26 protein-coding genes are annotated in these 24,813 nt (G+C 34.3%); 11 read left to right on the top strand and 15 right to left on the bottom strand.

Annotated elements, in window-relative coordinates; all coding sequences use genetic code 11:
• Positions 1-20 precede the first annotated feature (20 nt).
• Together ACNHOZ_RS27615 and ACNHOZ_RS27610 are read left to right on the top strand one after the other, a co-directional pair.
• Positions 21-4,454 (top strand): Ig-like domain-containing protein, encoded by a 4,434-nt coding sequence (locus tag ACNHOZ_RS27615; protein ID WP_447697402.1) that lies wholly within the window; start codon positions 21-23, stop codon positions 4,452-4,454.
• Between the two features lie 152 nt (positions 4,455-4,606).
• The gene (locus tag ACNHOZ_RS27610; RefSeq protein WP_098112975.1) at positions 4,607-5,134 is read left to right on the top strand and encodes an adenylate kinase DNA topology modulator; all 528 of its coding nucleotides are present in this window, start codon (positions 4,607-4,609) and stop codon (positions 5,132-5,134) included.
• Positions 5,135-5,554: 420 nt separating this feature from the next.
• Here ACNHOZ_RS27610 and ACNHOZ_RS27605 read toward each other — a convergent pair whose 3' ends face one another.
• The 3 genes from ACNHOZ_RS27605 to ACNHOZ_RS27595 form a co-directional block, all read right to left on the bottom strand.
• Positions 5,555-6,043 (bottom strand): spore coat protein, encoded by a 489-nt coding sequence (locus tag ACNHOZ_RS27605; RefSeq protein ID WP_033580849.1) that lies wholly within the window; start codon positions 6,041-6,043, stop codon positions 5,555-5,557.
• A gap of 108 nt (positions 6,044-6,151) precedes the next feature.
• Complete coding sequence (locus ACNHOZ_RS27600) at positions 6,152-6,853, bottom strand: DUF1796 family putative cysteine peptidase (RefSeq protein WP_226556541.1); 702 nt, start codon at positions 6,851-6,853, stop codon at positions 6,152-6,154.
• A gap of 201 nt (positions 6,854-7,054) precedes the next feature.
• On the bottom strand, positions 7,055-7,459 hold the full coding sequence (locus ACNHOZ_RS27595) for a DUF4183 domain-containing protein (RefSeq protein WP_028412740.1): 405 nt from the start codon (positions 7,457-7,459) through the stop codon (positions 7,055-7,057).
• Between the two features lie 318 nt (positions 7,460-7,777).
• On the opposite strand from ACNHOZ_RS27595, the gene ACNHOZ_RS27590 reads away from it, so the two are divergent.
• Positions 7,778-8,062, top strand: a complete 285-nt coding sequence (locus ACNHOZ_RS27590) for a DUF4183 domain-containing protein (RefSeq protein ID WP_028412741.1) — start codon at positions 7,778-7,780, stop codon at positions 8,060-8,062.
• 85 nt (positions 8,063-8,147) lie between these two features.
• Here the strand turns inward: ACNHOZ_RS27590 and ACNHOZ_RS27585 are convergent, their stop codons facing one another.
• Complete coding sequence (locus tag ACNHOZ_RS27585; protein ID WP_447697403.1) at positions 8,148-8,651, bottom strand: DUF4183 domain-containing protein; 504 nt, start codon at positions 8,649-8,651, stop codon at positions 8,148-8,150.
• A 709-nt stretch (positions 8,652-9,360) separates the two neighbouring features.
• Here ACNHOZ_RS27585 and ACNHOZ_RS27580 point away from each other — a divergent pair.
• Together ACNHOZ_RS27580 and ACNHOZ_RS27575 are read left to right on the top strand one after the other, a co-directional pair.
• Positions 9,361-9,837, top strand: coding sequence for a hypothetical protein (locus ACNHOZ_RS27580; protein WP_033580848.1), 477 nt, complete (start codon positions 9,361-9,363; stop codon positions 9,835-9,837).
• 428 nt (positions 9,838-10,265) lie between these two features.
• Positions 10,266-10,778, top strand: coding sequence for an exosporium protein D (locus tag ACNHOZ_RS27575; RefSeq protein WP_226556544.1), 513 nt, complete (start codon positions 10,266-10,268; stop codon positions 10,776-10,778).
• Positions 10,779-10,978: 200 nt separating this feature from the next.
• Here ACNHOZ_RS27575 and ACNHOZ_RS27570 read toward each other — a convergent pair whose 3' ends face one another.
• The 6 genes from ACNHOZ_RS27570 to ACNHOZ_RS27545 form a co-directional block, all read right to left on the bottom strand.
• A complete protein-coding gene (locus tag ACNHOZ_RS27570; protein ID WP_447697401.1) occupies positions 10,979-11,461 on the bottom strand; it encodes a hypothetical protein in 483 nt (160 codons plus the stop codon).
• A gap of 140 nt (positions 11,462-11,601) precedes the next feature.
• Positions 11,602-12,657 (bottom strand): ecdysteroid 22-kinase family protein, encoded by a 1,056-nt coding sequence (locus tag ACNHOZ_RS27565; protein ID WP_226556546.1) that lies wholly within the window; start codon positions 12,655-12,657, stop codon positions 11,602-11,604.
• A gap of 6 nt (positions 12,658-12,663) precedes the next feature.
• Positions 12,664-13,839, bottom strand: coding sequence for a carboxylate--amine ligase (locus ACNHOZ_RS27560; protein WP_342837731.1), 1,176 nt, complete (start codon positions 13,837-13,839; stop codon positions 12,664-12,666).
• Between the two features lie 3 nt (positions 13,840-13,842).
• The gene (locus ACNHOZ_RS27555; protein WP_342837729.1) at positions 13,843-15,147 is read right to left on the bottom strand and encodes a glycosyltransferase family 4 protein; all 1,305 of its coding nucleotides are present in this window, start codon (positions 15,145-15,147) and stop codon (positions 13,843-13,845) included.
• On the bottom strand, positions 15,144-15,800 hold the full coding sequence (locus ACNHOZ_RS27550) for a PIG-L deacetylase family protein (protein WP_342837727.1): 657 nt from the start codon (positions 15,798-15,800) through the stop codon (positions 15,144-15,146). Before ACNHOZ_RS27550 ends, ACNHOZ_RS27555 begins: the two co-directional genes overlap by 4 nt.
• 244 nt (positions 15,801-16,044) lie before the next feature.
• Complete coding sequence (locus ACNHOZ_RS27545; RefSeq protein ID WP_342837725.1) at positions 16,045-16,200, bottom strand: hypothetical protein; 156 nt, start codon at positions 16,198-16,200, stop codon at positions 16,045-16,047.
• Between the two features lie 168 nt (positions 16,201-16,368).
• Between ACNHOZ_RS27545 and ACNHOZ_RS27540 the strand changes: the two genes are divergently transcribed.
• Entirely contained in the window at positions 16,369-17,112 is a 744-nt protein-coding gene (locus ACNHOZ_RS27540; RefSeq protein ID WP_154974752.1) for a hypothetical protein, read from the top strand.
• A gap of 142 nt (positions 17,113-17,254) precedes the next feature.
• Here the strand turns inward: ACNHOZ_RS27540 and ACNHOZ_RS27535 are convergent, their stop codons facing one another.
• Positions 17,255-18,076 (bottom strand): YncE family protein, encoded by an 822-nt coding sequence (locus ACNHOZ_RS27535; RefSeq protein WP_098112985.1) that lies wholly within the window; start codon positions 18,074-18,076, stop codon positions 17,255-17,257.
• A gap of 296 nt (positions 18,077-18,372) precedes the next feature.
• On the opposite strand from ACNHOZ_RS27535, the gene ACNHOZ_RS27530 reads away from it, so the two are divergent.
• The 3 genes from ACNHOZ_RS27530 (at position 18,373) to ACNHOZ_RS27520 (ending at position 19,741) form a co-directional block, all read left to right on the top strand.
• Positions 18,373-18,588 carry a spore coat protein gene (locus ACNHOZ_RS27530; protein ID WP_048022222.1) on the top strand — a complete coding sequence of 72 codons (216 nt, stop codon included), beginning with the start codon at positions 18,373-18,375 and terminating at the stop codon, positions 18,586-18,588.
• 138 nt (positions 18,589-18,726) lie between these two features.
• Positions 18,727-19,287 carry a spore coat protein gene (locus ACNHOZ_RS27525; protein ID WP_048022224.1) on the top strand — a complete coding sequence of 187 codons (561 nt, stop codon included), beginning with the start codon at positions 18,727-18,729 and terminating at the stop codon, positions 19,285-19,287.
• 25 nt (positions 19,288-19,312) lie between these two features.
• On the top strand, positions 19,313-19,741 hold the full coding sequence (locus tag ACNHOZ_RS27520) for a spore coat protein (RefSeq protein ID WP_014462117.1): 429 nt from the start codon (positions 19,313-19,315) through the stop codon (positions 19,739-19,741).
• Between the two features lie 206 nt (positions 19,742-19,947).
• On the opposite strand, the gene ACNHOZ_RS27515 is transcribed toward ACNHOZ_RS27520, so the two are convergent.
• Complete coding sequence (locus ACNHOZ_RS27515) at positions 19,948-20,382, bottom strand: hypothetical protein (protein ID WP_014462118.1); 435 nt, start codon at positions 20,380-20,382, stop codon at positions 19,948-19,950.
• A 262-nt stretch (positions 20,383-20,644) separates the two neighbouring features.
• Here ACNHOZ_RS27515 and ACNHOZ_RS27510 point away from each other — a divergent pair, with 262 nt between their 5' ends.
• Complete coding sequence (locus ACNHOZ_RS27510; RefSeq protein ID WP_342837722.1) at positions 20,645-21,928, top strand: glycosyltransferase family 2 protein; 1,284 nt, start codon at positions 20,645-20,647, stop codon at positions 21,926-21,928.
• Between the two features lies 1 nt (position 21,929).
• Here ACNHOZ_RS27510 and ACNHOZ_RS27505 read toward each other — a convergent pair whose 3' ends face one another.
• From ACNHOZ_RS27505 to ACNHOZ_RS27495, 3 genes are all read right to left on the bottom strand, one after another.
• Complete coding sequence (locus ACNHOZ_RS27505) at positions 21,930-22,148, bottom strand: hypothetical protein (RefSeq protein ID WP_014462120.1); 219 nt, start codon at positions 22,146-22,148, stop codon at positions 21,930-21,932.
• Positions 22,149-22,163: 15 nt separating this feature from the next.
• Entirely contained in the window at positions 22,164-22,688 is a 525-nt protein-coding gene (locus ACNHOZ_RS27500) for a hypothetical protein (protein ID WP_014462121.1), read from the bottom strand.
• A gap of 145 nt (positions 22,689-22,833) precedes the next feature.
• On the bottom strand, positions 22,834-23,550 hold the full coding sequence (locus tag ACNHOZ_RS27495) for a glycosyltransferase family 2 protein (RefSeq protein ID WP_205827165.1): 717 nt from the start codon (positions 23,548-23,550) through the stop codon (positions 22,834-22,836).
• A gap of 154 nt (positions 23,551-23,704) precedes the next feature.
• Here ACNHOZ_RS27495 and ACNHOZ_RS27490 point away from each other — a divergent pair, with 154 nt between their 5' ends.
• Positions 23,705-24,787: a glycosyltransferase family 4 protein gene (locus tag ACNHOZ_RS27490; RefSeq protein ID WP_342837719.1), complete on the top strand. Its 1,083-nt coding sequence runs from the start codon at positions 23,705-23,707 to the stop codon at positions 24,785-24,787.
• Positions 24,788-24,813 lie beyond the last annotated feature (26 nt).

Here is a 24,813-nt window from a genome sequence, read left to right as displayed (position 1 = left end):
TAGGTCCAGTGGTGGTGACGTTGGTTACCAATGAAGATACGCCAGTGTCGAGTCAAATTACAGCGTTTGATCCAGATGGAGAGGTGCTGACGTACAGCTTACAAGATCCGCCAACAAACGGAGTGGCTGCGGTAAATCCAGATGGTACGTTCACGTATACGCCAAATGGAAATTATAATGGTCCGGATACATTTACAGTGTTAATAAGCGACCCGTCGGGCGCATTTATAGTGACAAATGTATTTGTGACGGTCACGCCAGTGAACGATGTACCAGTGGTGCCGAACTATGAGTTTGTGATCGACGAAGACACGAGTTTAAATAGCCAAGTGGTGGCAACAGATGTGGACGGAAATCCCCTAACGTACGGGTTACTGACAGGTCCGGTGAATGGAACGGTGGTAGTAAATCCAGACGGAACCTACACGTATACGCCAAATGAAAATTACAACGGGGTAGATAGCTTTAGTGTCGTAGTAAGCGACGGCCAAGGAGGAACAGCCATTTCCACCATCACGATTACGATTCTTCCAGTAAATGATCCACCAGTAGGTCCAGATGTTATTACGGTTACTACTTTTGAAGAAAGTCCTGTTACAGGCCAAATCGTAGCAACTGATCCTGAAGGAGATCCCCTGACGTACACCTTACAAGATTTACCGACTAATGGAACAGCAGTAATCAATCAAGAAGGGTTATTCACTTATGTACCAAACGAGAATTTTGCTGGAAATGATACGTTTACTGTACGTATAGCCGATCCAACTGGACAGTTTATTATTACGAATGTATTTGTTATTGTTATACCAGTTGAACAGCCACCCATTGTACCTAATTATTCGATTACTGCTCTTGAAAATCAATCTGTAACTGGCCAGGTAGTAGGAAGTGATCCCAATGGAGATCTGCTCACTTATCGCTTAGGAACTTCTCCAGTGAATGGAAGCACCACAGTAAATATAGATGGCAGTTTTATATATTCACCTAATTCTAATTATGTAGGTCCAGATTTATTTACGGTTATCGTAGAAGATTCAACAGGTCTTACAGCAGTGTCTATTGTAAATGTTACAGTTATTGACGTGAACAATTCGCCAATTACGAGTGATGTTATCCTTCAGACTATAGAAAATGTAGCAATTAGTGGGCAAGTTTTTGCCACAGATCCAGACGATAATTTACTCACTTTTAGTTTATCGGGTACCCCTTTTAATGGAACAGCTGTGGTAAATCCAGATGGCACCTTTTTGTATACCCCAAACCCTAATTTTATTGGTTTGGATTCTTTCACAGTGGAGGTAAGGGATAGTCGTGGAGCTAGTGCACAATCTCTTGTAACTGTCAGTGTAATTCGAGTGAACCAACCACCGATTGTCGTAGATTTATCACTATCAACTGTACAGGGTCAGTTTGTAACAGGGCAAGTTCCTGCCTTTGACCCTGAAGGAGATCCACTAGTATATGGTCTAAATTTAGCACCACTTAATGGTACTGCCATTATTAATTCAGATGGAACATTTACGTACACGCCGAACCCAAGTTTTGTAGGAACAGATTCATTCTCTGTTTTTGCCAGAGATCCTCTTGGAAACCAGGGGTTTGGAACTATTACTGTAGAAGTTCAGTCTCAAGATTTACCGATTAGCGCTGAAGGGCTAACTTTAACTACTTTAGCAAATCAACCTGTAAGTGGGTCTATTGCTACTGTGAATCCAGCAGGCTCTCCATTAAGTTATGCTGTAGCCATTCCGCCATCAAATGGAACTGTTGTATTAAATCAAGATGGAACTTTAGTTTATACGCCAAATCCTGGATTCACAGGAGAAGATATCTTTGATATCGTTGTTATAGATTCAGCTGGAAATCAAAGTATTGCTAATGCTGTTGTGACAGTAGTAGTAGGAGACAGAATTTCAGTGGTAAATACTGAAATAACGACTTTATTCAATACGCCAGTTTCTGGGCAAGTAAGTGCTACAAATTTGAGTGGAAACCAATTGTTTTATACGCTTACGTCTAATCCAAATAGTGGATCTGTCATAGTTAACCCAGATGGGACATTTATCTATACGCCAAATCCTGGATTCTTTGGAACAGATCAATTTCAAGTACTTGTAAGCGATGTTCTTGGCAATACAGCTGTTGCAACTATTTCTGTTGTCACTCAGGGACCGATAGAACAGGCGCCAATTGTAGCTAATCAAGCACTATCAACAACCGAACAGCAGCCTGTAACAGGAAGTATTGCAGCTATTGACCCACAAGGAGAAGCATTAACTTATACCTTACTTGGCGGACCAGTGAATGGAATTTTAATACTAAACCCAGACGGCACTTTTACGTATACACCAAATCCAGGATTCATCGGAACGGATTCTTTTACAGTGTCTGTTCAAAACGAAACGGGTTTAAATGCAGCTACTACGGTTCAAATAACTGTTACACAATTGGCTAATCAAATTGTAGCCAGTAATACCATTGTTCGAACAGTAGAAGGGCAGAGTGTAAATGGTGAACTTTCAGTTCGAGATCAGCTAAATAGGCCACTAACCTACACCCTTAACAATCTCCCTGCTTATGGAACGGTTATTTTAAATCCAGATGGAACGTTTGTTTATACACCGACTATTGGTGTGAGTGGAACAGATCAATTTGACGTTCTGGTTCAAAATGACCAAGGAGATCAAGCAATTGCTTCAGTTTCAATTATAATTGATCCGGTTCAAAGTACTATTACACCACAAGACGTCACAGTACAGACTCAGCAAGGTGTAACTGTCTCAGGGACAATATCGGCTACTGATACTCTTGGGAGACCAATTAGATTTTCTTTAAATGCATCTCCATCCAATGGAACAGCTGTGGTAAATGCAGATGGAACGTTTAGCTATACACCAAGTCCAGCATTTTTTGGAGTAGATAGTTTTACTGTATTAATTCAAAATGACAGAGGCGACTCTGCAATTGGTATTGTGCGGATAGTTGTTCAAGAACAACAAGATAGCATTGTTGTTACCCCTCTTACGCTTCAAGGAGTAACGAATCAACCTGTTACCGGTCAAGTTACGGCAGTTGATGCACTAGGTAATCCATTAACCTATCAAATTCAGAGTTTACCTGCAAACGGAACAGTGAATTTTAATCCGGATGGTTCATTTATATACACGCCAAACCTCGGATTTACTGGTATAGATTCTTTCACAGTAATTGTTACAAATAATCTTGGTCAGTCAGCAACAACTAGTGTTACTGTTTTGATTCAGGGAGTTAATGATCCAATTACAGTTGAAGATCAGCTTTTAACTACACCAACTGGTCAAATTATTGAAAGCCAAATCATCGCAACAGATGCACTTGGAAGACCTCTTAGCTTTGCTGTGGCTACCCCACCAACAAATGGAGTACTTGTACTACGATCAGATGGAACGTTTAGTTATACACCAAATTTAGGATTTATTGGTCAGGATCAATTTGTGGTATCTGTAAGAAACAGTGACGGACAACAAGCGTTTTCAATTGTTACTGTTAATTCTACCGCAAGCAATAATATAATTACTCCAGGAAATAATACCTTTGCTACTTTGCAGGGTGTTCAAGTAGTTGGTAATATTCAGGTAACAAATTTGCTGGCACGTCCATTAAATTATACACTAGCAACAGCGCCTTTAAGTGGTAGCGTAACCGTTGATTCCAATGGAAGGTTTGTCTATCAGCCTGCGCCTAATTTTGTAGGAACGGATACCTTTACTGTATTAGTACGAGATGATCTAGGAACAGAATTACTGGTAGTGGTAACAGTTGTAGTAGGCAGAGACCCTCAGCCTCCTAATGTGGTAGGGCAAGTAATAAAGTTATTTGTTAATACTCTTACTACTGGTCAGCTCATTGCTATTGATCCAAATTCTTTACCACTAATTTATCAAGCCATAACAGGTGCTCAAAATGGTCAGTTTAGAATTAATCAGAATACAGGCCAGTTCATTTATGTTCCTAATGTTAATTTTGTGGGGACCGATAGGGTGATTATAAGGGTCACTAATTCGGATGGAGCTTCAAGTGAAGCAGCACTTACTTTCATCGTGGAAAGAAGAGTATCGCCAGCACCGACACCAGTTCCTGGTGAATCTAAAAATAAAAAGAAATCGTTGCGAGATCCGCGCAAAAATAAATCAAAAGGTAAATGTCCTATAAAGGTATCTGATCAATGCATAAAAGGAACCATTAACAAGAAAATATGTGGTGAAATTGATGCTTGTACAGTCAAAAACCTACCTCTTAAATATCAAATCTTCAAGGGGACGAAAAACGGTAAATTTAAACTTAACACGGAGACAGGTGAGTTCATTTACATTCCTAACGTAAACTTTGCAGGAGATGATTCAGCTATTGTACAGATAGTAAGTATAGAAGGGGTATCGGTTCAAGTTACTATTAAATTTGTTATAAGGAAATAAGTAGCAGCTAAAAAGCTATCCAACAAGTTATTTGTTGGATAGCTTTTTCAATTAAGGTTTATGATGTTTTGTACGTAGCGAGCATAATTAAATGTATAAAAATGGTAATAAACAGCTTGATTTAATTTTATATATGAATTGAGGTGATATTTATGTGTAAAATTGTTATATTTGGTAATTGTTGTTCTGGTAAAACTACACTAGCTACACAGTTAGGTGAGAATTTGCATATACCTATCCATCATTTAGATTTGTGGTTCAGAGAACCTAAAATGAGAAGAATATCGCAAATTAGGCAACGAAAGAGATATTTTAAAAAGAAGTTGGAAAAGGTGTTAAATACAGCGAGTTGGATTGTTGAGGGATGGGGATATGTAGATACTTATGATGTACGTTTTAGTAAAGCCGATATTATTATTTTTTTAGATGTTGTCCCCCAAGAATCTAAAGAACGATTTTTAATACGAGAACAGAATCAACAGATGCATATAAAAATAACTGAAAAACTGATTAAACAAAGCTTTTACAAAATAGATAGATTTCATGAAGAAAACCGACCTATTATATTGGATCTTTTTCAGAAGTATGAAGGAGAACCAGGTAAAAGCTTATTTCCTATTGCGAGAAAATACAATTTAGAACAATTACTTGCTACATTAAGAAATGGGAAATACGGATAGAAAAAACGTTTACCTATAGGTAATTTATAAGTTACTGAATTACTCCATTTCTTCCTTCAAGCGTTACTTATTTGTTCCTAGATATGGAATGTGTGTTAACACGCTTCTTTTTTATGAGTATTACATATGTATTTATGATGACTGAAAAACTCTTTTATAGTTATGAAAAATCGTTTAAATAGAGGTTATAAAAAGTGTTTTGCGTTTTGTTGTAACATAGGCATTCTATAAATGCAGTGGCTTTAGATAACTTTCTCTGTAATAAAATAGTGTACAGGCTGTAGTAGCAAAGAATTTTCAATAGCTTGTACACTGTTAGTTAATTTATGAGGATATATTGAAGATACTACTTGTCATAACTCTGTTCGCATAGTATTTTCAACAATTCTATTAACAGGTTATTAAAGGTTCAATGGTTTTCTAAGGAGTTAGTAATAAGGTCAACGCTTGTAAAAAATTTTGTATAAAAACAGCTGTATCGTTATTGGATGTTGTTACATTGACACCTTTACTGTTTTTAACGATAACTCTTTGTCTATTTAATTGAAGTGACCTTGCGGTCTGAGAAACTTCTTGTAAAAACAGCCTTATTGAATTGGCATCGAGACCTATTGAAAGTAAGAAAATGGTTAATATTTGTATGAAGCTTTGAAGAAATATGGTTGTCTGTGTATCTGTTGCAGTAATAGTAACATCACAGGAGTTTTTCACAAGAATGATTGAATCAGAAACTTGATCACTGAGGATCTCTTGTCTTGTATCAGTTTCAATAAGTGCATTATTATATCTATTGGAACAAAAATAATTTTTCTCTGCACATCTTGTTTTTTTACAATTTTTTTCTTTTTTTCTTGAAGGTTTGGAATTTAGACAACTACAGTAGCACTTTCTTTTTTTAGAACAACTCAAAGTGTAACCTCCTTTATATGTTTCTATTATATTAATATGAAAATTAAGGAGGTTTGCTTGTATACTTGTCCCTTTTCTTTTATATATTATAGGAAAAAAGAGTAACGTTTAATTTAATAGTGTTATTCCGCTTAATAAATCATTCCAAACAGAAGTATTGGTGCAATTATCTCGCGAAACTTGAACCCAACAAATTTTGTCTTCAGGTGTTCCAAAATTCATGTCTTTTACTCCAGGTAATTCTTCGTCAACAGTCTCAACTAACAGAAGGTTAAAGTTACCGTTAGTCATGTCTGTTAAAATTGATTTTAAGTTAATTACGTCTTCGTAGCTTGTGGGCATCCATTCATATCTTATAAATAACGTACGTTGACTTTGTGCAATTTGATTAAGAAATGTTTGAATACGATGATCTAATCTTATTTTATAAGGTGGGTATTGGACAGACCAGTCTTGGTTAGGAACCATAGGAAAGTCGTGAACAGAGTCAATGTTATATTTAATATCTGTAACATAATGAGCTCTTATTGATTCAGAAGTACCGGATTTAAAAATAGGATATCCATTATCATCTACATAATTAGCTAGTATGTCTTTTTCAATTATGTTTTCTACTTCCATAAAACCTTGAAATTTGTTTCTTAATAATATATTTACGTCAGGGAGAAAAGGAGATTGCATCCAATCAAGAGGAAACGAATGCCTTCTCAAACCGTGACGTTCGGAATAAAGCGCTGGGCCACACCAGCTTCCTAAGCCAGCCACCAAATTATAAGAGCCTTTTATATCTTGTAAGTTTATATCAATCACTCCTTTATTTTCTTACACTATAGTATATAGAATAGGGTTTTCAGTTGATTGGACAATGAAAGGCATATTTAAAAAGAATCTTTTTTACGAGTCTATATAAAGAGCAATTAGTTATATTGGAAATTCAAATGTTACACTCCAATATAAAATAAAAAACATGACAATATTAAAGGTTTGTCATGTTTTTTATTTTATATAGGATTACGTATTAATTACGGTAGTGACAGATAACGTACTAGTTGGAGTTGAGGTAGAAGTTGCAGAGTGAGTAACAAATTCTACAATTACAGGTGCTCCAACAGTTACAGTATCATCAATATTTAAAGCTGTAGTAGATAAAGTGTAGACATTAGTAGGTTGCATGACTCCATTGATATATATATTAGCGTAAGAATTAGCTGTTACATCAGGCAAAGCTGTGATTGTTGCTCCTACATCATCAATAAAGCTTCCAGCAGGTATCGATGTGACTCCTCCTGCAACCATTGGGGCCGTTACAAATGTTGTAAATCTTGCTGGGGTAGGAGCCACACTCGTTGCTGTTGCTACTGTAATATCTCCAGCAATTGTACTAGTGGCTGTAAAAACAGGTTTAATAATAGGCATATGTCTTATTCTCCTTTCGAAGCATGGGATGTAGAAAGAATGTTAATATCCCCTCTATCTATTAATAGTCAGATTTCTATTATTTGCCACGGTCAATAGTCTATAGAGGTAGTCCAAATTTTTAAATGGTGAAGAATCTTTTTTACCATTTAGGTCTTTTGCCGTTTCTAAATTAAAGTAGAAGAATAATAAATAGAGAATTAGCGTTGTTTTATATTTCCTTTAATGATTTCAAAGTGTATTCGTAAAGAAGCATTTTAAAATTTTTAAAAAAGAAGAGCGATAAATAATTCAATAATTAAGAAGGGAGGATCATAAATGCCAATCGTTAAGCCCTTTATGAATTCTTTAAGGTTTAGTAGCACTGCAGGAGCAGGAACAGGTACTGGCGCTACCTATAGTATTCTTGCTACAGCTTTTACTACTGATGGAGGAACAGCTGCTACAGTTTTTCCAACTGCTCCTGCTTATTATAATCTTTATATTAACGGGCAAATTCAAACAGGTGATACTTCAACAGTTACTAATAGTTTTATTACCATTCCTGATGGAGACACCCTTGCATCTGCTACCCCTATTGTGGTTGAGTTTGTTGTAAACTAACTAATGTATTCTATTTTTTAGCTGATTTCCCAACTGGGGAAGTCAGTTCTTTTTTTTATGACTATCTTAGAATTTATAAACTTTTTTATAATTCCTTATTAATTAACACAAATTGGATAATAATAGGAACCCCTTTTGAAGGTACTTCTTCTGTGAGTAAAGTTAAGCTTCCTTTTTGAATTTGATAATTAATATGAGGCTGTAGAATACCATTAATAAATAAATTGATATAAGAAGCTTCTTCAGGTGCCAATATTTCAGTGGTTCCATATTGAGCTATCCCATCATTATTGGTATATAGGCGTTTTTGACCATCTGAAAAAGTAAAATATAATAAATTAGTGGAGGGAATTAAATCTGAGAGTGGAGGCCCCTGAGGCCCCTGAGGCCCCTGAGGCCCCTGAGGCCCCTGAGGTCCCTGAGGTCCCTGAGGCCCCTGAGGTCCCTGAGGCCCTTGAGGTCCCTGAGGCCCTTGAGATCCCTGAGGCCCTTGAGATCCCTGAGGCCCTTGAGATCCCTGAGGCCCTTGAGGCCCCTGAGGCCCTCTGTACTTTTGATTACAGAGGTTATGGATGGAACAAAATACCAATATAGATTGTGAATTGGAAACATATACAGAATGGGGTGATCTGTAACAATGAGCTTTTCGTTTCTTTTTTTTGTAAGAGATCTTTTTACAGAGAACGTATCTACGTATCAAGTGTCAATACCTCCTTTTATTGCAATTTCATCTACCTTAAATCAGTGAAGGGGAGAGTAGACATACAAGAAGGATAAAAGAAGAAAGGTAACCTTGAGGTTCTTTATACATTAGAGTAGTTGATTATAACTTGACCTTTTATAGCTGTTATAAGGAAAAGATGAAAAAATATTACTCTAGCGACTTTTGTCCAACATATACATTCACACGTGCCTTCTTTATCTGAAATGATTATATATAGGTTTGTTAACAAATATTAAAATAACTGTAAGTTTTTCAGTTGTTTCTTCAAATAGAACTTCCAATACTTATGGTATTCATTTACTTGGTAAATGAGCGCCTAATGATAGTATAAGTGATATAGAATCTATAACCTAAGAGTGAATCCTACTGATAACTAGCATCATCCGGGCTCATTGTTTAGGAGCATTATCGATACAATTTTCACCTCTTCATCCACCAAGTTTATTAAGTAAATAGGTTTCACTCTAAAACGCTTTAACTACATAGCGTATACAGGATGTAGTTAAGGCGTTAGCAGGAACAATAAAGAATTGTATTGAATGTATATACAAATTGTATAAATGAGGTGATAAGGTTGGGGAAATTGGATAAGTACGCTCGGCAATCAAAAGCAAAAGAACCAAGTAAGGTTCTGCCCATTCGGTTACCTGAAAGTATATATGAGCAATTTCGACAACGTTGTGAAGAGTTAGGGTTATCTATGTCTGAAGCTGGATATTTGCTCATTAAAGAAGAATTAGAAGATGGTCTATACAACGCCAGTACAAATGAAGTTGCTGCAACTACACAGCGAATACAAAATCGTATACATCGTGAAAACACTTCGTATACAAAGGAAAATACAGATAAATCTCCTTTTTTTTCTACTAGGTGGACGTCAATTAATTATGAAGTTGAAAACGAATTACCTTGTCCTCTATGTCACCAATGGTATAGCAAAGCGAATTTTTCTCGCCATGCCAAAAACCATAGTGCCACTACTAAAGAGCTTTTAGAAAACAATGAAGATATAGTTTACAAAATGATCAATGAACGTAAACTAACTCTGTAAACAGTTTATTATATGTATTTGTATAGGTGTGGAGATTCACCTTTTGATTCCAGAAAGAAACCTGAGAGGGAACAAAAGGTGAATGCTCTAATTGTTAAAGTAATCATGCATGAATGCATTTTCTATTCACCAAATGGTGAGGTGGTGAAATTCTGCAATTAAAGCATTGTATTGTACTTGAATTTTACATCTTTGTTTACGCCTTAAACTTCACTACTACTGTTTCTATTAGCTTATAAAACAACCAATCTCTGCGAAATTTCTACTCTAATTACCTTATCTCTACATACAAATAATTCCTTTAACGTGTTGTTAACCTGAAATTAGATAGTCTAATAATCACTTTTTTTATGAAAATGACTATTATTGGACAAGCACACAAACATTTTATAAACAAATGAATAAAATAGTATATAAATAAAAAAGGAGTGATTATTATAAAAAGCTATCGTCACCATAATAAAAACGATGAAGTATATTATGTAGAAGCAGCTTACCCATCTAAGGGTTCATATAATAAGAAAAAAGAGAATGAAAAATTCTTTATTGAAAATCATACAATTGAGGGTTCTGGAACCAATTTAACAGGAAATATCCCATTAACTATTGCAGTTCCTGCTAATGCTATAGATGTAACTGTTTTTGAAGACTTTACTAGAAACCATAACAAAACGCTTCTTCAGTTATCAGCTGCAGCTACTGGTGTTGGTGTAGCTACTGGTCTTACGGTATCAATTTTTGTTAGAGGATCTAGGCTACCGATCTCAGCGACTATACCTGCAGGTTCTACAAGAGCTTTTCAAGTTGAAAACTTTGAAAAATTAACTGTTTCGAATCCTTCTGCTACTACGGCTGGAACTTTAAATGTCTTTATACAGAAAACATTTTGTATTGGTTGTAACAGTCAAAATAAAAAATCCAATAAAGGCTGTTGCTTCTAAAATAATAAAAAACCACCATGTACAATTTACTTTGTGCATGGTGGTTTTTTTATTACTAGAAAATTTTAAGTATCTTGATTACTGCAGCTATATTTTAGACATTCTGTCTGTGAAAAAGAAAAGGGCTATTAACCCGAGAGTCAATAGTCCTTTCTTGATACTTATTTAGTTACAAGTAATTAGAGTTAGAATCAAATAGCTTAATTGTAGTAACTTTTACTGCATCTACATTTATTTTTAGCATAGTCTTTCTCGTAAAAGACAACTTTATCTCTGCCATAATCTTTTTCATGTTTATCTTTGCATTTATCTCTGCCATAATCTTTTTCATGTTTATCTTTGCATTTATCTCTGCCATGATCTTTTTCATGTTTATCTTTGCATTTATCTCTGCCATGATCTTTTTCATGTTTATCTTTGCATTTATCTCTGCCATGATCTTTTTCATGTTTATCTTTGTATTTATCTTTGCCGTAGTCTTTTTCATGTTTATCTCTGCATTTATCTTTGCCGTAGTCTTTTTCGTGTTTGTCTTTGCATTTATCTTTGCCGTAGTCTTTTTCGTGTTTGTCTTTGCATTTATCTTTGCCATAGTCTTTTTCTTCTTTATTTTTACGCATGTCATACATCGCTTTCAAGCAGTGCTTACTTTCTTCATTAGAATCATAATAAAATTTAGTCAAATAAATTCCCTGCCTTTATTTAAAATTGGTGTTTCTATATATTGTATTTTTGAAAAGGGAAATTGCTTGTACATTAAGGTAAAAATAGCTTTTAGACTATTGTTAAATCGATAGTCTAAAAGCTATTTTCCAAAATCTATTTATTCGTATATTCCTAGTTCCCTGCCCCATGTTGAAATTTTTTCAAGGTGATAACTTAAGAGCTCACCTTCACGATTATCAGCAATCCTTCTCAACTGAGTATGAAGACCTCTTTCTAAGGTGCGCTGGAGGTAGGCCATTTTATAAAGAGTCATAGGGTTTGTTTTAAACGTAATTCCGTATTTTTTCATTTCTTCCACGTACAGACGTACACATTTAGTACGTATTGTTTCTGCATTGGCTTGCCAATCTTTTCTGAAGCCTAGCAGTAGTTCTACTAATACAACCATGTCAAACCATACTGGAGCGTATTTTGCTGATTCCCAATCGATGAATTGAATAGGCCATGGTGTATGACCAGTAACATTTTTGCTACATATATTTTGCATATGCAGATCCCCATGGGTGATAGCTAATCCATTTTTAATTAATTCAGGGAAGAAATCTGGTCCTTTATTGTATAGCTTAATTAATGATAGATAATAAGGTTTTACAATATGATTAACCCGAGCATCTTTTATTGATGCGTGCAACAGATCAACTGTTTCATTCATAGATTTGGCCCTAGTCTTTTTTGTAGAAGTATAAACAGGGAGCCAATTTTTCCAAACGTTTTCCTTCTTTTTGAACCTGTTTTCAAAAGTTTGAGCATGAAGTTTAGCTATACTTGGGATAATATATTGAAAGTGAGACGGAGAGAAGGTCAATTGTCCACGTATTTGACTAACGAATTCCATAAAGATCCAAGTTTCATTTTTTACTGTTTCTACAAGATAAATACGAGGCAAAAACTCCTTTAAAATTGGGTAAGATTTTTTATAAATATTGATTTCTACTTCATTTTTATAGGCTGTTGAATTGTAGACCTTAAAGATAATTGGATAATAACCATTTTTTCTTTGAAGCAGTAATTTATATATACTACTTCGTTTTGTGGATTTTAAACACTTAATTTCTGAAGGGATAATTGTAATTTTCTCACCCATCGAATAAGAAAGTTTTTCTGCTATTTTTAAATCTGTAATCCGATAATAGAGTGCCTTAGGATCATACAATAGTAGTCATTCCTTTCGCTTACGTTTCCACGTATTAACTAAATGAGACCATGCGCTTCTAAAAAATGGCATTGGATCATTCCATGCAAATAAAGCAAACTCTTTTTGACCTTGCAGCCCCAGATAAAAATCTTTGAATGTCATTTCGGAAGTTTTTTTCTTTTGAAGGAAAGTAAGGTAATACCTTATAAGGTAAATCCATTTAATACCGTCTATTTGATTCAATCTAGGCTCTGGGTTTTGGTTAGTGAGGTATAAATAATAGGTGTAGGCAAAGTCAATACCTGAGGGGCCTGTGAGACTATGGGTAAGCCAAAAGCGAGGGTTTATTTCAATGAATTTATAAATTCCATCTCTTGGATCCTTTTTGAATTCAGCCATACCTATGCCTTTGAGCTTTATTTCTTCAAAAAATGGAAGACATATATCGATAAGTTTAGGAACTCTTTTGCTGACAATATGAGCACCTGTTCCAAATTCTGCAGGAAACTGATGGTTTTTTTGTAAGGAGAATAATGCAAGTAGTTCCATATTTTCAGTATAGAGAGTAGCTACTTTATAAAAGCATTGATTGTCTCCAGGAATTAGTTCTTGAATAACTAATTGTCCGCATTCTCTATAAAAACAATAATCATTCCTTAACTGCTCTGGAGTATCAAATACAATTGCTTTTTTGTTGATTTTCTTTCTGAACTCGTGGCCGAGAACAGGTTTTAAAATACATGGGAATTCAACATTTAAGATAGCCTCTTCAAGTTCCTCTTTACTATCTATTACATATGTTTTTGGACATGGAATATTATGCTTGACAGCGAGCTCGTAAGTTTTATTTTTATCAAGCACTTGCTCAACTAAATTATCATCAGGTAATAAAAACAAGAAGTAATTTAGCAATTCGTCTCGGTTTTTGGAAATGAATTGTACGTAGTCATCTGCTCCTGTATATAAAACAGGTTTTGAACCGATTTTTTTAGACAGGGTAATCAAGAAGTTTAATAGTTTCTTTTCCTCAGTTAAAGGACTAGGACATATACCGCAAGTAGCAAGGCGTGATTTTCCTATTTTATACGCTTTTTTCGTGTCAAAAGCATAAACTTTTATGCCTTTTGTTGCTAAACTTTTAATAATGCCAACTCCGTTAGCACTTAGGTCAAGGATAACTGCAGAATGTTCATGGTTCATACTTTAATTCATCTCCCAAAAATCAGTGTACAAATGCTGTATTTTCCCTACCATGCTGTCTATAGTTAAGTGTTTTTTAGCATGAATTTTCGCATTCATACTCATTTTATTTCGCACTTCTTTATTTGTAATAAGAAATTTTAGTGCATGTGCTAGCTGTTCAGGGTCTCCAGGTTCAACAATAATACCGGTTTTATTATGCTTTATCAGCTCAGGAATTCCTCCGCAATTTGTGGAAATTACAGCAGTGCCGTTATGCATAGCTTCAATTATTGAAATGGGTAAGCTATCATTAATTGTTGGAAGTACAAAAATGTCAGTTTTATTTAAGAGTGAAGGTACATCATCTCTGGAACCTAAAAAGTTTACCATTGATAAACCTAGAGCCTTTTTCTGTTTTTCTAATTTCTCTCTCATTTGTCCATCACCGACGATTAATACCTCCACATTGGAAGTGTATTTTTTCAGGCGTGCCAGCGCGTCAAACAGATAATTATGTCCTTTTCGAGGACCAAGCCTAGCTACGCACGTAATAACTAGCTTTTGTGAGTTCTTTTCTTTTCTTTCCCTTTGGTTCACTGGATAATCAATTCCCGTAATAACTGTAGTAATGTTTCTATTTTTTGCTCCTAGCTTTATTAAAGGTTCACGAAATGAATCACTTAAAACAATAATATGACTTGCATATTCAATCGCTTTACTTTCAAGCTCCGTAAAATACGCTTCTTCTACGGAACCTTTTTTGATGATGTTAAATTTGAGTCTATTAGATGTAAACATGCCATGAGGTGTAAAAAATAAGGGTTTATTGTAAAATTCATTAAACCTTCCTAGAATATTTGCTGTAAACAAATCTTGTGCATGAAGAATATCGTATTTCTCTAAATTCACTGTTTCAAGCATTTTTTCGTATACATATATAAGCCTTTGATGATTTAAAATTCTCTCATTGTAATTTCCATAGCGTTTGGTAAACAAATGTTTTAGGTTTGGAGTGGCAATCTCTCGAAATTGCTTTACTTTTGAAGTTGAAAATTGATTGGGGGAAATAATGTCTACTCTATGTCCCTGGCTTTTTAAACTTTTACTTAAAGTAGAAATATAATTTGAAAGTCCACCTACGTGAGGAAAGCTCCAAAAGGTAGCAATTAAAATAGAAAATTTCTTTTTTGAACTTTGTTTTGATGAGCTTCTCCTCTTAGGGATTTCCTTTGCAACGGATTTTTTAGGAGAACGTGACTTAAGTTCATAATATTGATCTAATGTTTCAATTAGATAGGGGTAGGGAAAGGCAATCTCATGGTTCATTTCCAAACCCTCCTTATAATTTCAAAAGCTTCAGCATAAGGTACGCCAACACTCATGCCTCTTACCCTTCCTAAGTACTCAATGCCTTCGTAAGAACGGGGATGAGGGAACGCTCTCATTTCGAGATCATAATGTTTAAGGGCATTAAGTTTATTTTCCATAGTGTCCGTAACATCTACAAAGTAATTCGGTTTAAATGTTTTTTCGCAACCAAAAGTACCCCATTCACTCGATGAAACGGTTTCAAATGTAATTAATTCTATGGGGGGCATATAAGGAATTGGCCTAGCTGCAGTTAACACTGCTTGAAAAGTAATCTGATGGTCTTTATTTAAATCTCCATAGTGATGTGTAAAAATCTTGACGGGTTTGTATCGTTTGATAAGTTGTTCAATCTCTTTAGTTAACTCGTGAAGAGGAATCATTTCTAGTTCCAGATTGACATGCTCAAGAAATATTACTTCTTCAATGCCAATTTCTTGATTGGCAAGTCGACCAAATTTTTGAATGTGATGGGCTTCTTCCTTTCGCCCTAAAGCAGTAATTACCGAAATTACTTTATAACCTTCATTTACAAATTTTTTTAAGGTTCCTGCAGTTCCCAATAGTTCATCATCAGGATGAGCCCCGATCACTAATATACAATCGCTCATATCTGTGCCTCCTGTAACTTTTTCTTCTATACTTGTACTATAAACAATATATGAGGTTATCCATATATTAGAAACCGTCATTGGCGGAGAATTAAAAATTAGAGCTCTACTAGTTAACATAGAAGAGATATTTGTTGTATCCTTTGTTATGTAATTTTAGTAGTAATGAAAGGTTCCCAATAAAAAAGAAATAAGACCTGTTGATAAAAGCCAATAGGTCTTATTTCTTTTTTAGCTAAAATTATTATTTAGAATTAAATTTCCATAAATTAATAACTCTCATTTTTTTACAAATATCTTTACAAGAATCATGCTTCTCATGCTTCTCATGCTTTTCACACTTTTTGCACGGATTTTTGTGAGCTTTTTCTTCTAAAGTCCAATCTTCTTTGTATTTCATACCAATATCACCTCTTTCATTACTATAATATGTAACCATTAGTAACAGGAGAGGGTGCTTGTCTTGGATTTTAACAAAAATTTTTTATGAAATTGTATGTAGATAGATAAGCATACAAGCAATTTATTTATAAAGGAATAGAATAATAAATGGGGAAGGAGGAACAGAATGGGGAAATCATATTTTCATTACCAACATAATCATAATGGATGGGATAGGTTGCCGAAAACAACTTTCTTTAAATGGCAGGATAAGAAAAAGTATCAAATGCTTAGTAATAATAATGATCAATTTATTTCGTCTAGCAGCGTTAAACAACTTGATTTTTTGAGTGACAAAGTATTTGTACACTCTTCTGAGAGGTTGGTGGAAAAAAACGAGAATGTACTTACGAGCTTTAAAAGGTATGAGGTAGTTGGCCAAGGAAAAGATGGTGTTATTTATCGATTGTCTTCTGATCGATGTATAAAAGTATTTTTCAAAGAGGAGGTATATGAAAAAGAGTTGGAAGCGATACAAGTGGGACAGCCCTCTTCTATTATTCCTCAACTCTACGGTTATGGACCAAATTACATAGTCATGGAGTATATTGAAGGGATTTCTTTGGCAAAACAGCTTAAAAAAAACGGAGATATAGAAAAGTCATTGGTTGTACAGTTGATAGATTTCTTTGATGAATTAAAAAAATTAAATTTTCGTAGACAAGATACCGAATTACGACATATTTTAATAAATGAACAGGGGAATTTTAAAATGATTGATCTTAAAAGAGCTTTTACTTCTAACCGACCTATTCCTATTAAATTGCTAACCGATTTGAAGGAACTAAAATTATCAAAAGAATTTTTATCTCATGTTAAAGATATCCGTCCTTCTCTTTATCAAAGGTGGAAAAAATTTGATGAAAAGTGAATTCTCTAAGCAGTAGTCAAAATTATTAATTGTAGCAACAATAACTGTGTGCTAATAGGGTTATTGTCGCTACAGGTTATAACATAAAATCACTGTTATGCCACCTCTTATAGAGCATAAATATCCACATTATGTTCTTGTATTAGGCATCAGTTATTGTATAAGTTGATTGATCACCTACAGGGAGGGTAGCAATGACAATATTCGTTGCACCATCAATGACAGACACTACACTATTTTCTTCGTTCGTTACGTGAATTTGATTATTATCGACGTTAACATCAACCATAGACGGTTGTTCTATGACTGGTACTATCCCAATTACAGCGTTTGTACCTGCATCAATGACGGAAACAGTGTCACTATTTTTATTAGCTACATAAATACGGTTGCTGGATAGATTAGCCCCTAAGTCAGTAGGCTGATCACCCACTCGCACTGTAGACATTACTGTATTTGTTAATCCATCAATAACAGAGACAGTATTTTTGAACTTGTTTGCTACATAAATACGATTAATATAGGGATGAACATCTAAATTAATTGGATGGGTTTCTACAGCAATTGTGGCTATAACAATATTTGTTGCACCATCAATGACGGAAACAGTATCTTGACCTGCATTTGTGATATAAACTCTATTTGTGTAGGGGTTAACTCCTACACCTGAAGGCTGATCACCAACTGGAATAATGCCAATAACTGTATTAGTTCCTGCATCAATAACTGAAACAGTATCATCACCTTTATTAGTTACATAAATACGATTAGTAGATGGATTTCCATTTACATTTGTTGGCTGACGACCTACATTTATAGTGGCAATAAAATCATTTGTTGATCCATCCATTACAGAAACCGTATTGTTATCCTCATTTATTGTATAAATTTGATTAGTAGATGACTTTCCTCTTGGAGATAAAAAATCACCTGCAACATGCACAACCTTTGCTTTTTTTCCCATTTAACTCAACTCTTTTCATAAATACTGTTAGGAAAATCGTTGAAAACATAAGGCACTTACCTTATGTACAAATATATGATGTTAAATTTATTTTATTATCTTAAATTTTTTAGGGAAAGAATATGACTATTTAGAGTGCACCTGAGATAGACATGTTGCTGTTTTATTTAAATGAAAATATAGGTGAATAAAAAATCGCTTCAATAACACAGGAAAACACTGGGGAATTGTTTCCTTTTAGGCCATTCCTGCATATGTTGTTATGAATACGACCTTATACAAAAGGAGCGATTAATATGAGTGATTCACCCAAAAGACCAGAGATTGTTCCAAATAAGCTAATGGACTTATTAGTAAATGACGTTTTTTCTAAACATGGCATAGATAAAGAACAGATCAAAGGAAATTTATCTGAAGAGAAGAAGCAAATGCTTAAAGAAATGGTTGAAGATTTGTCAAAACGAGTGGATGAGTTTGTAAAACAAACAAATGCTACCAACAAGAAAAAATGAATTATACCATTCATAAACGCCGTTAAATAGGCGTTTTTGTTGTTTTTTAAAATGGTTGCACTCAATGGTCAATTGGCCCAATCCTATTGATTGGTATGTTCATATATTAATACATACCATGAAAAAGGAGTGTTAGTTATGTCATCTAAAAAGTATTATTCTTACGATGTAAAGAAAAAATGCAAAAGCAAACATAAAAAAGATGATTCTAAGAAGCATTGTAAAGATGGCTGTAAAGTAGATCACTATGAAAGTGAATCTACAGAATATGATTACTATAATAGTCGTGAGAGTTTCGAAAGCAACGAGAGTTTCGAAAGTTTTAATGCAGAAGTAGTTCAAGATGCAGATCAACTTTCTTTAATCGATCAAGAATCAGACGAATTAATTTGGATTAAAGATTCTTGCGATATTAACGTCACTACAACAGATACTCAAGCAGCTATCGGTATTCAAGTGGCTATCCAAGTAGCCATCGCTATTGTAATCCGTATTGCCATCGGCGATACTGTTCAAAAAGATGGTGTGCTTCAAGACTTATTACAGCTATCTGAAATAGAGCAAACAAATAAACAAAAAATTTATATTGAGAATTCCAAAGATGTAGAAATTACAACGACTGATACAGACGTGGCTCTTAACGTTCAAGTACTGTTACAAGTATTAGTAGCTATTATTGTACTTGTCGATGTTCTTTAATTAAAAATTAAACGAGGTGAGAAAAATGGGTGAAAGAAAATGGAGAGCACTAGACCATTGTGAAAATAAACGGTTCAGTGGTAGAGACGTATGGCAAGAAGCTGATCAAATAGCAGCTACTGAACAAAAATCTTTTGAGAAAATTATTGTTAAAGATTCAGAAGGTGTTAGAGTACAAACAACAGATACTCAAATAGCAGCAACTATTCAAGTAGCTTTACAAATAGCTATTGCAGTAGTAGTTCGTATTACAATCGGTGATAATGTTCAAGGAAACAGCGTCGTTGAAGAACTAAAACAATTCGCTAGCATTAAACAAAAAAATTCTCAAAAAACAATTATTGAAAACTCTACAAATGTAAATGTTACAGCTACTGACACAGATATCGCTGTAAACCTTCAAGTACTATTACAAGTATTAATCGCTATCTTAGTTACATTAGACATCCTTTAATATGTAACTAACCTTCTGAGCGTAAAAACAAGGAAGGGAAATCATTTTAATCCTATATAGGAAAACAGAATAAAGAGGAATTTTTATTCTGTGAATGCATTTAGCTAAATTTATTCGTGCGTGTTTTAGTAAATAAAAGAAAGTAAAAAAGCCTTCGCGTTTGCAAAAGCGAAGACTTTTTTATTAAATAAAATTCAATAATATCCTTAATCCGAATAAGCAACTCCATTAAAACTTTCTGGTCCAACTCTCACAGTTCCTAGGATGTTACAAGTGATAAAAGCTGTGTAAATTAAAAGGTTAGAAGCTGGCTTTGGTACGTTAAAATCTGAAGCAGTAAACGTAAAAAGCTGTGGTCCTAAAAGATTAATATTCAACGCCTCCGACGAAGAGTAGACAACTGGGTCGTTAAAGGCAGTACCTCTTACAATAGTAATTGTAACAGTAGTTGCGACAGGGAGGAGTGGTAATTGGCAAGCTACAGTACCACTTAATTGAGTACGGATAGCACCTGTAGCACTTGTAACGTTGAGGCCAATTTGACCGAATAGACCTGGATTAGAGAGAAGTGTAATAGGGATAGAAATAGAGTTAGCAATACTAGCATTTTGAGATGTTCTAGAATCTAATAATATTGTCATGGTATTTTAAACCCCCTTTCTTTGTACTATTACTATATGAAAACTTGTCCCCCAGTGATTGGACAAACTAATTAATTTATAAGGTTAATTAAACTGTTCTCAATTAAATCAAGATACAATTAAGAATGCTTTTTTATAAAAAGCGTTTAGGTTTAAACCATACATATAGATCAATACACATAAACTGAAGGTATGAAAAACAATAAATAAGGTATCATGAAGCTGCAGCATAGTTAGCGTTCTTAAGGACGGAGGAATATAAATGAGGGATATTCAGATATTTTTAGTTGGTTATGTAAACTCAAGTTCGATAAAAAAGGCCGTGGACTCGTTACATTTTATCAATAACCGCATAAATGAAATTATAATCTTGGACATACCAGAGACTTTACTGCAATCAGGAATGACTTTTGAAGACACAAAGATACAATGTATAAACTTAATAAATAATGACCTAGGATTAACGTTAAATTATTACATTCACGGATTGTCGTGTGAATATGTTATGTTTTTGTATAGTTATGATTATTTGAATGATAATGTAATGAAGCACACATTAACTTTAAATGATAAAAAAGGTGCTATGACTTACGATTTTATAATTAATAATAAAGTTATAAAAAGACCGTTTCTCATAAAAACATCTTTTCTGAAGCAAAACCCTTTCTTATCTAAGAGTTATCTTCCATTTAAAGAATCAGTTCTTCCATCTTGGCTTTCACAAATAAATGAACTATCTATCCTTCCTTCACCCAATAAATTAGTTAATCAGGTATCTATAGATAAGACCAGTAGTCACCTTCAAAAATTGAATTTTATCGAAAAGTATCAGCAAAAATTAGAAACACAGAACATACCTCCTTCAATTACGGTTATGATAGCTAATTACAATATGGGTAATTACGTAGGAATAGCTATTAACTCGTGCATTCTACAAAGTAGCCTTCCAGAGCAAATACTAGTCGTTGATGATGGATCAAACGATCATTCCCTAGAGATTATAAAAAGTTTTAAAAACACACCAGGTTTTAGGTTTCTTAGTAAAGATAATGGTGGGAAAGCAAAGGCTCTTAATGCGGCTCTATCATATGTTGAAACAGAATTTGTCATGGAGTTAGATGCCGATGACTGGCTAGACCCAGATGCATTTTACACTATAAGAAGATGTTTAGAAAATTTAAAGGAAGATGTAGCTGTTCTCTACGGTAATTTAAGAGCATGGAAGCAGAATGGAGAAGAAAATATAAGGTATAAAGGGTTAAGGAAAGGACGAGCGATTCTCAATAGAAACGACCTTCTTTCTTATGTATTTCCCTTAGGACCTCGCATCTATCGCACGTCGACTTTAAAACAAAATAACGGGTTTCCTTTAATTGATTTTGAAGGAGGACGAATGTATGAGGATGTAAGTGTATTAAATGATCTAATAAAAACACATCGATTGTTATATAAGGATATGACAGTTTATAACGTCAGGGAACATCCGTTAAGTATCACGAAAAGAAATCACTCCAGTTGGAGTGATTTCTTAAAATACCTTGACTAGTTTACGCAACTGGTGAAATTTTAATTGAAGTAATTGATGGAAGAGCAATAGTTAAAGGAAGAGTAGTTCCGCCATATCCATATCCCACAGTTTGAAGGATTGTAATAAGGCCATTTGTTACAGCAGTGATAATTCCTTCAACAAAGCCATCTGCTAGTGCGATTTCGACTGGTGTACCAATACGCTTTGTTAATTCAGCTACTAAAGTACTTTCAAACATAGTATGACTCCTTCCTTAAAGTGATGATACTGTTTCAACTTTAGAAAGTGGGATATAGTTTAACGATCCGTCACTTTCGGCAACTGCCACGTAGTCTGATAAAACAGCAAGTAAAACACCTGTAATGGTTTCATTTGGTGTAGATAGTTGAACTGTTTGATTAACACGATTTTTTAAGTCGTTTCTAATCGGGGCTGAACCAGATGAAATTGGTAGTCCTGCTAATATGGAGAGAAGATTTCTTAAAAGATCACTAGCAGAAGTAGTAGTAGTACTTACAAGGCCCGTAGTAGTGTTTAAGATATCAGTTGTAGTCGTATTAACGGTATTTAAAAGGCCAGTTGTAGTTGTATTAACAGTATTTAAAAGATCTGTTACGACAGTAGTAGGATTAATAGTATTTAAGGCGTTAGTTACAGTAGTAGCAGGGTTGACAGCATTTAAAAGGTCTGTAGCAGAAGTAGTAGTTGTGTTGACTGTTTGAGGTAATGAAAGCAGGTTTTTTAACAACGCTGCTCTTGCTTCACTTGATAGTGCCAATAGAATTCATCCTTTCTTAAAGCAAAGTTTTTGCATTATTATCTATGTTTTATAATATGCTTATCCGATTTTAAGGTGCTCGGCGGTTTACCTAATTTACTTAAAAATCCGCCTTTCTTATACAGTAGCAAGAACTAAATAGTAATTAAGAGTGTTCTTTATATTTTAACGCTAGCTGTTCCATTACGTGTTTATGACTATTAATTACAATTTTGTTTTCTTCTTTTATAAAAGAAGCATATTTTTTGCTCCCCATATTTTCATGTATCCTTGATAACAAAAGGGGCTGAGGGATGTATTGTAAATCGAATATTTGAATGATTCGTAACCATAAGTCATAGTCATGAGTATAAAGAAGTGTCTCGTCAAAAAGACCCACATGGTCAAACACACTTTTGTGAATCATAATTGAGCAGCCGTTAATAATATTTCCTTTGCTTATTCTAGTGATAAGATCTAATTTATTTAACGTCTGAATACCTAAAGGCGGACTAATGATTCGTCCTCTATAATTGATGGCGTAGTAATTTGTGTGACTAAAAAAGGCATTATGAGTTTTCATCGATTCTAGTTGTATGGCGATTTTACGATGATCATAAATATCATCAGAACTAAGCCAACATATATAATCACCTGTTGCTTGCTGAATTCCTACATTTAAAGCACTCGCTGTGCCACCATTTTCTTTTATAATATAGATGATTTTATCTAAATAGGGAAGGATTTTATCCGTATGCTTAGTAGATCCATCATTTACTACTATAATTTCAATATTGGTGTAGGTCTGTTTAGTTAAACTATCTAGTGCATGATCGATATAAGAGCAATTAAAGAATGGCACAACAATAGATACTTTTGACATATTCACTTCTCCTTTCAAGAATTAAAAATCTGTGATTATGTTTTTAGGAAAAATAACAATTTTTAAATTTACATCGCATTTATTAACATATGTAACACGGTTTACATATGAAATAGAAGTTTATTAATTCTACACGTAAAGGTGGAGAGGGAAAATGAATGTATTATTCGTGTTTTATGTTCCAAGTGGAGGAGTAGAAACGTTAAATCGTCAAAGGTGTAAAGCCCTTAAAAAGTACAACATTAATGCTCATTGCCTTTATTATGAAAATAGAAAGAAAAGCATAAATGACCATGGGACCCAAACGTTTGTAACGAATGAAGACCATGAAATTAAAAAAATACTTGATGAAGGAGATTATAGTCTCATTGTCGTTGTCTCAGATTTTCAAGCTCTTCCTCGGTTTAGATCGCTTGGATATCAAGGGAAAATGATTATTGAAATACAAGGATACGGCCCAAAAAGTACAGCGAAATCTGCTCTTACAGATGCTATACCTCTTGTCACTAACTATGCTTCAGGATTTCTTAATCCCAAGACTCCTCATATCGTGCAATTACTAGATGAACTCTACCCCTCATTTCCAAAGTTTAGTTTCAACAATTGTTTTGATACTAATCAGTTCTCCTATAAAGCTGTACCTACTAGTCATCAGCCTAACGTCGCATGGATTGGGCGAATCGAAGATAACAAAAATTGGAGAGAGTTCTTAAAAATCGGTAGCGAATTAATCCATAATCACAATTCAAACATACGATTACATATGTTTGAAGACCCTACTCTAAGCGAAGCTAAGGAAAGAGGTCAATTTGAAAAATTAATTAAACAGTTAGATTTAGAAAAACATCTTTTTCTTCATGCAAACGTTCCGAATGATCAAATGGCCGTTTATTTTTCCATGATAGGGGAATCAGGCGGATTTTTATGCTCTACTTCAAAGGTAGAAGGAGCCCCATATTCTCTTCTTGAAGCGATGAGTTGTAAATGTCCGGTTTTAACCACTGACTCCGATGGCGTAAGAAGCTCAATTATTCATAATAAAACGGGGAAATACTATACATTAGGTGACGTTACCGAAGCTGTTAAAGAGGCAAAGGAGTTAATGACGGATTCTCAGTTAAGAGAAAAGATACGTAAAGATGCTTTTGAGCACGTAAAAGTAAATTTCAACCCAGATTTATACTGTGTGAATTTTATTTCAATGATTCAATCACTGGGACTAAACCTCAGTAAGTAAATAAAATACCAGATATTTTCTAGTAT

Source organism: Priestia sp. D51 (assembly GCF_053345675.1).
Note: the sequence above shows the minus strand (reverse complement) of the source record. Positions and strands in the feature narration are given on the sequence as shown.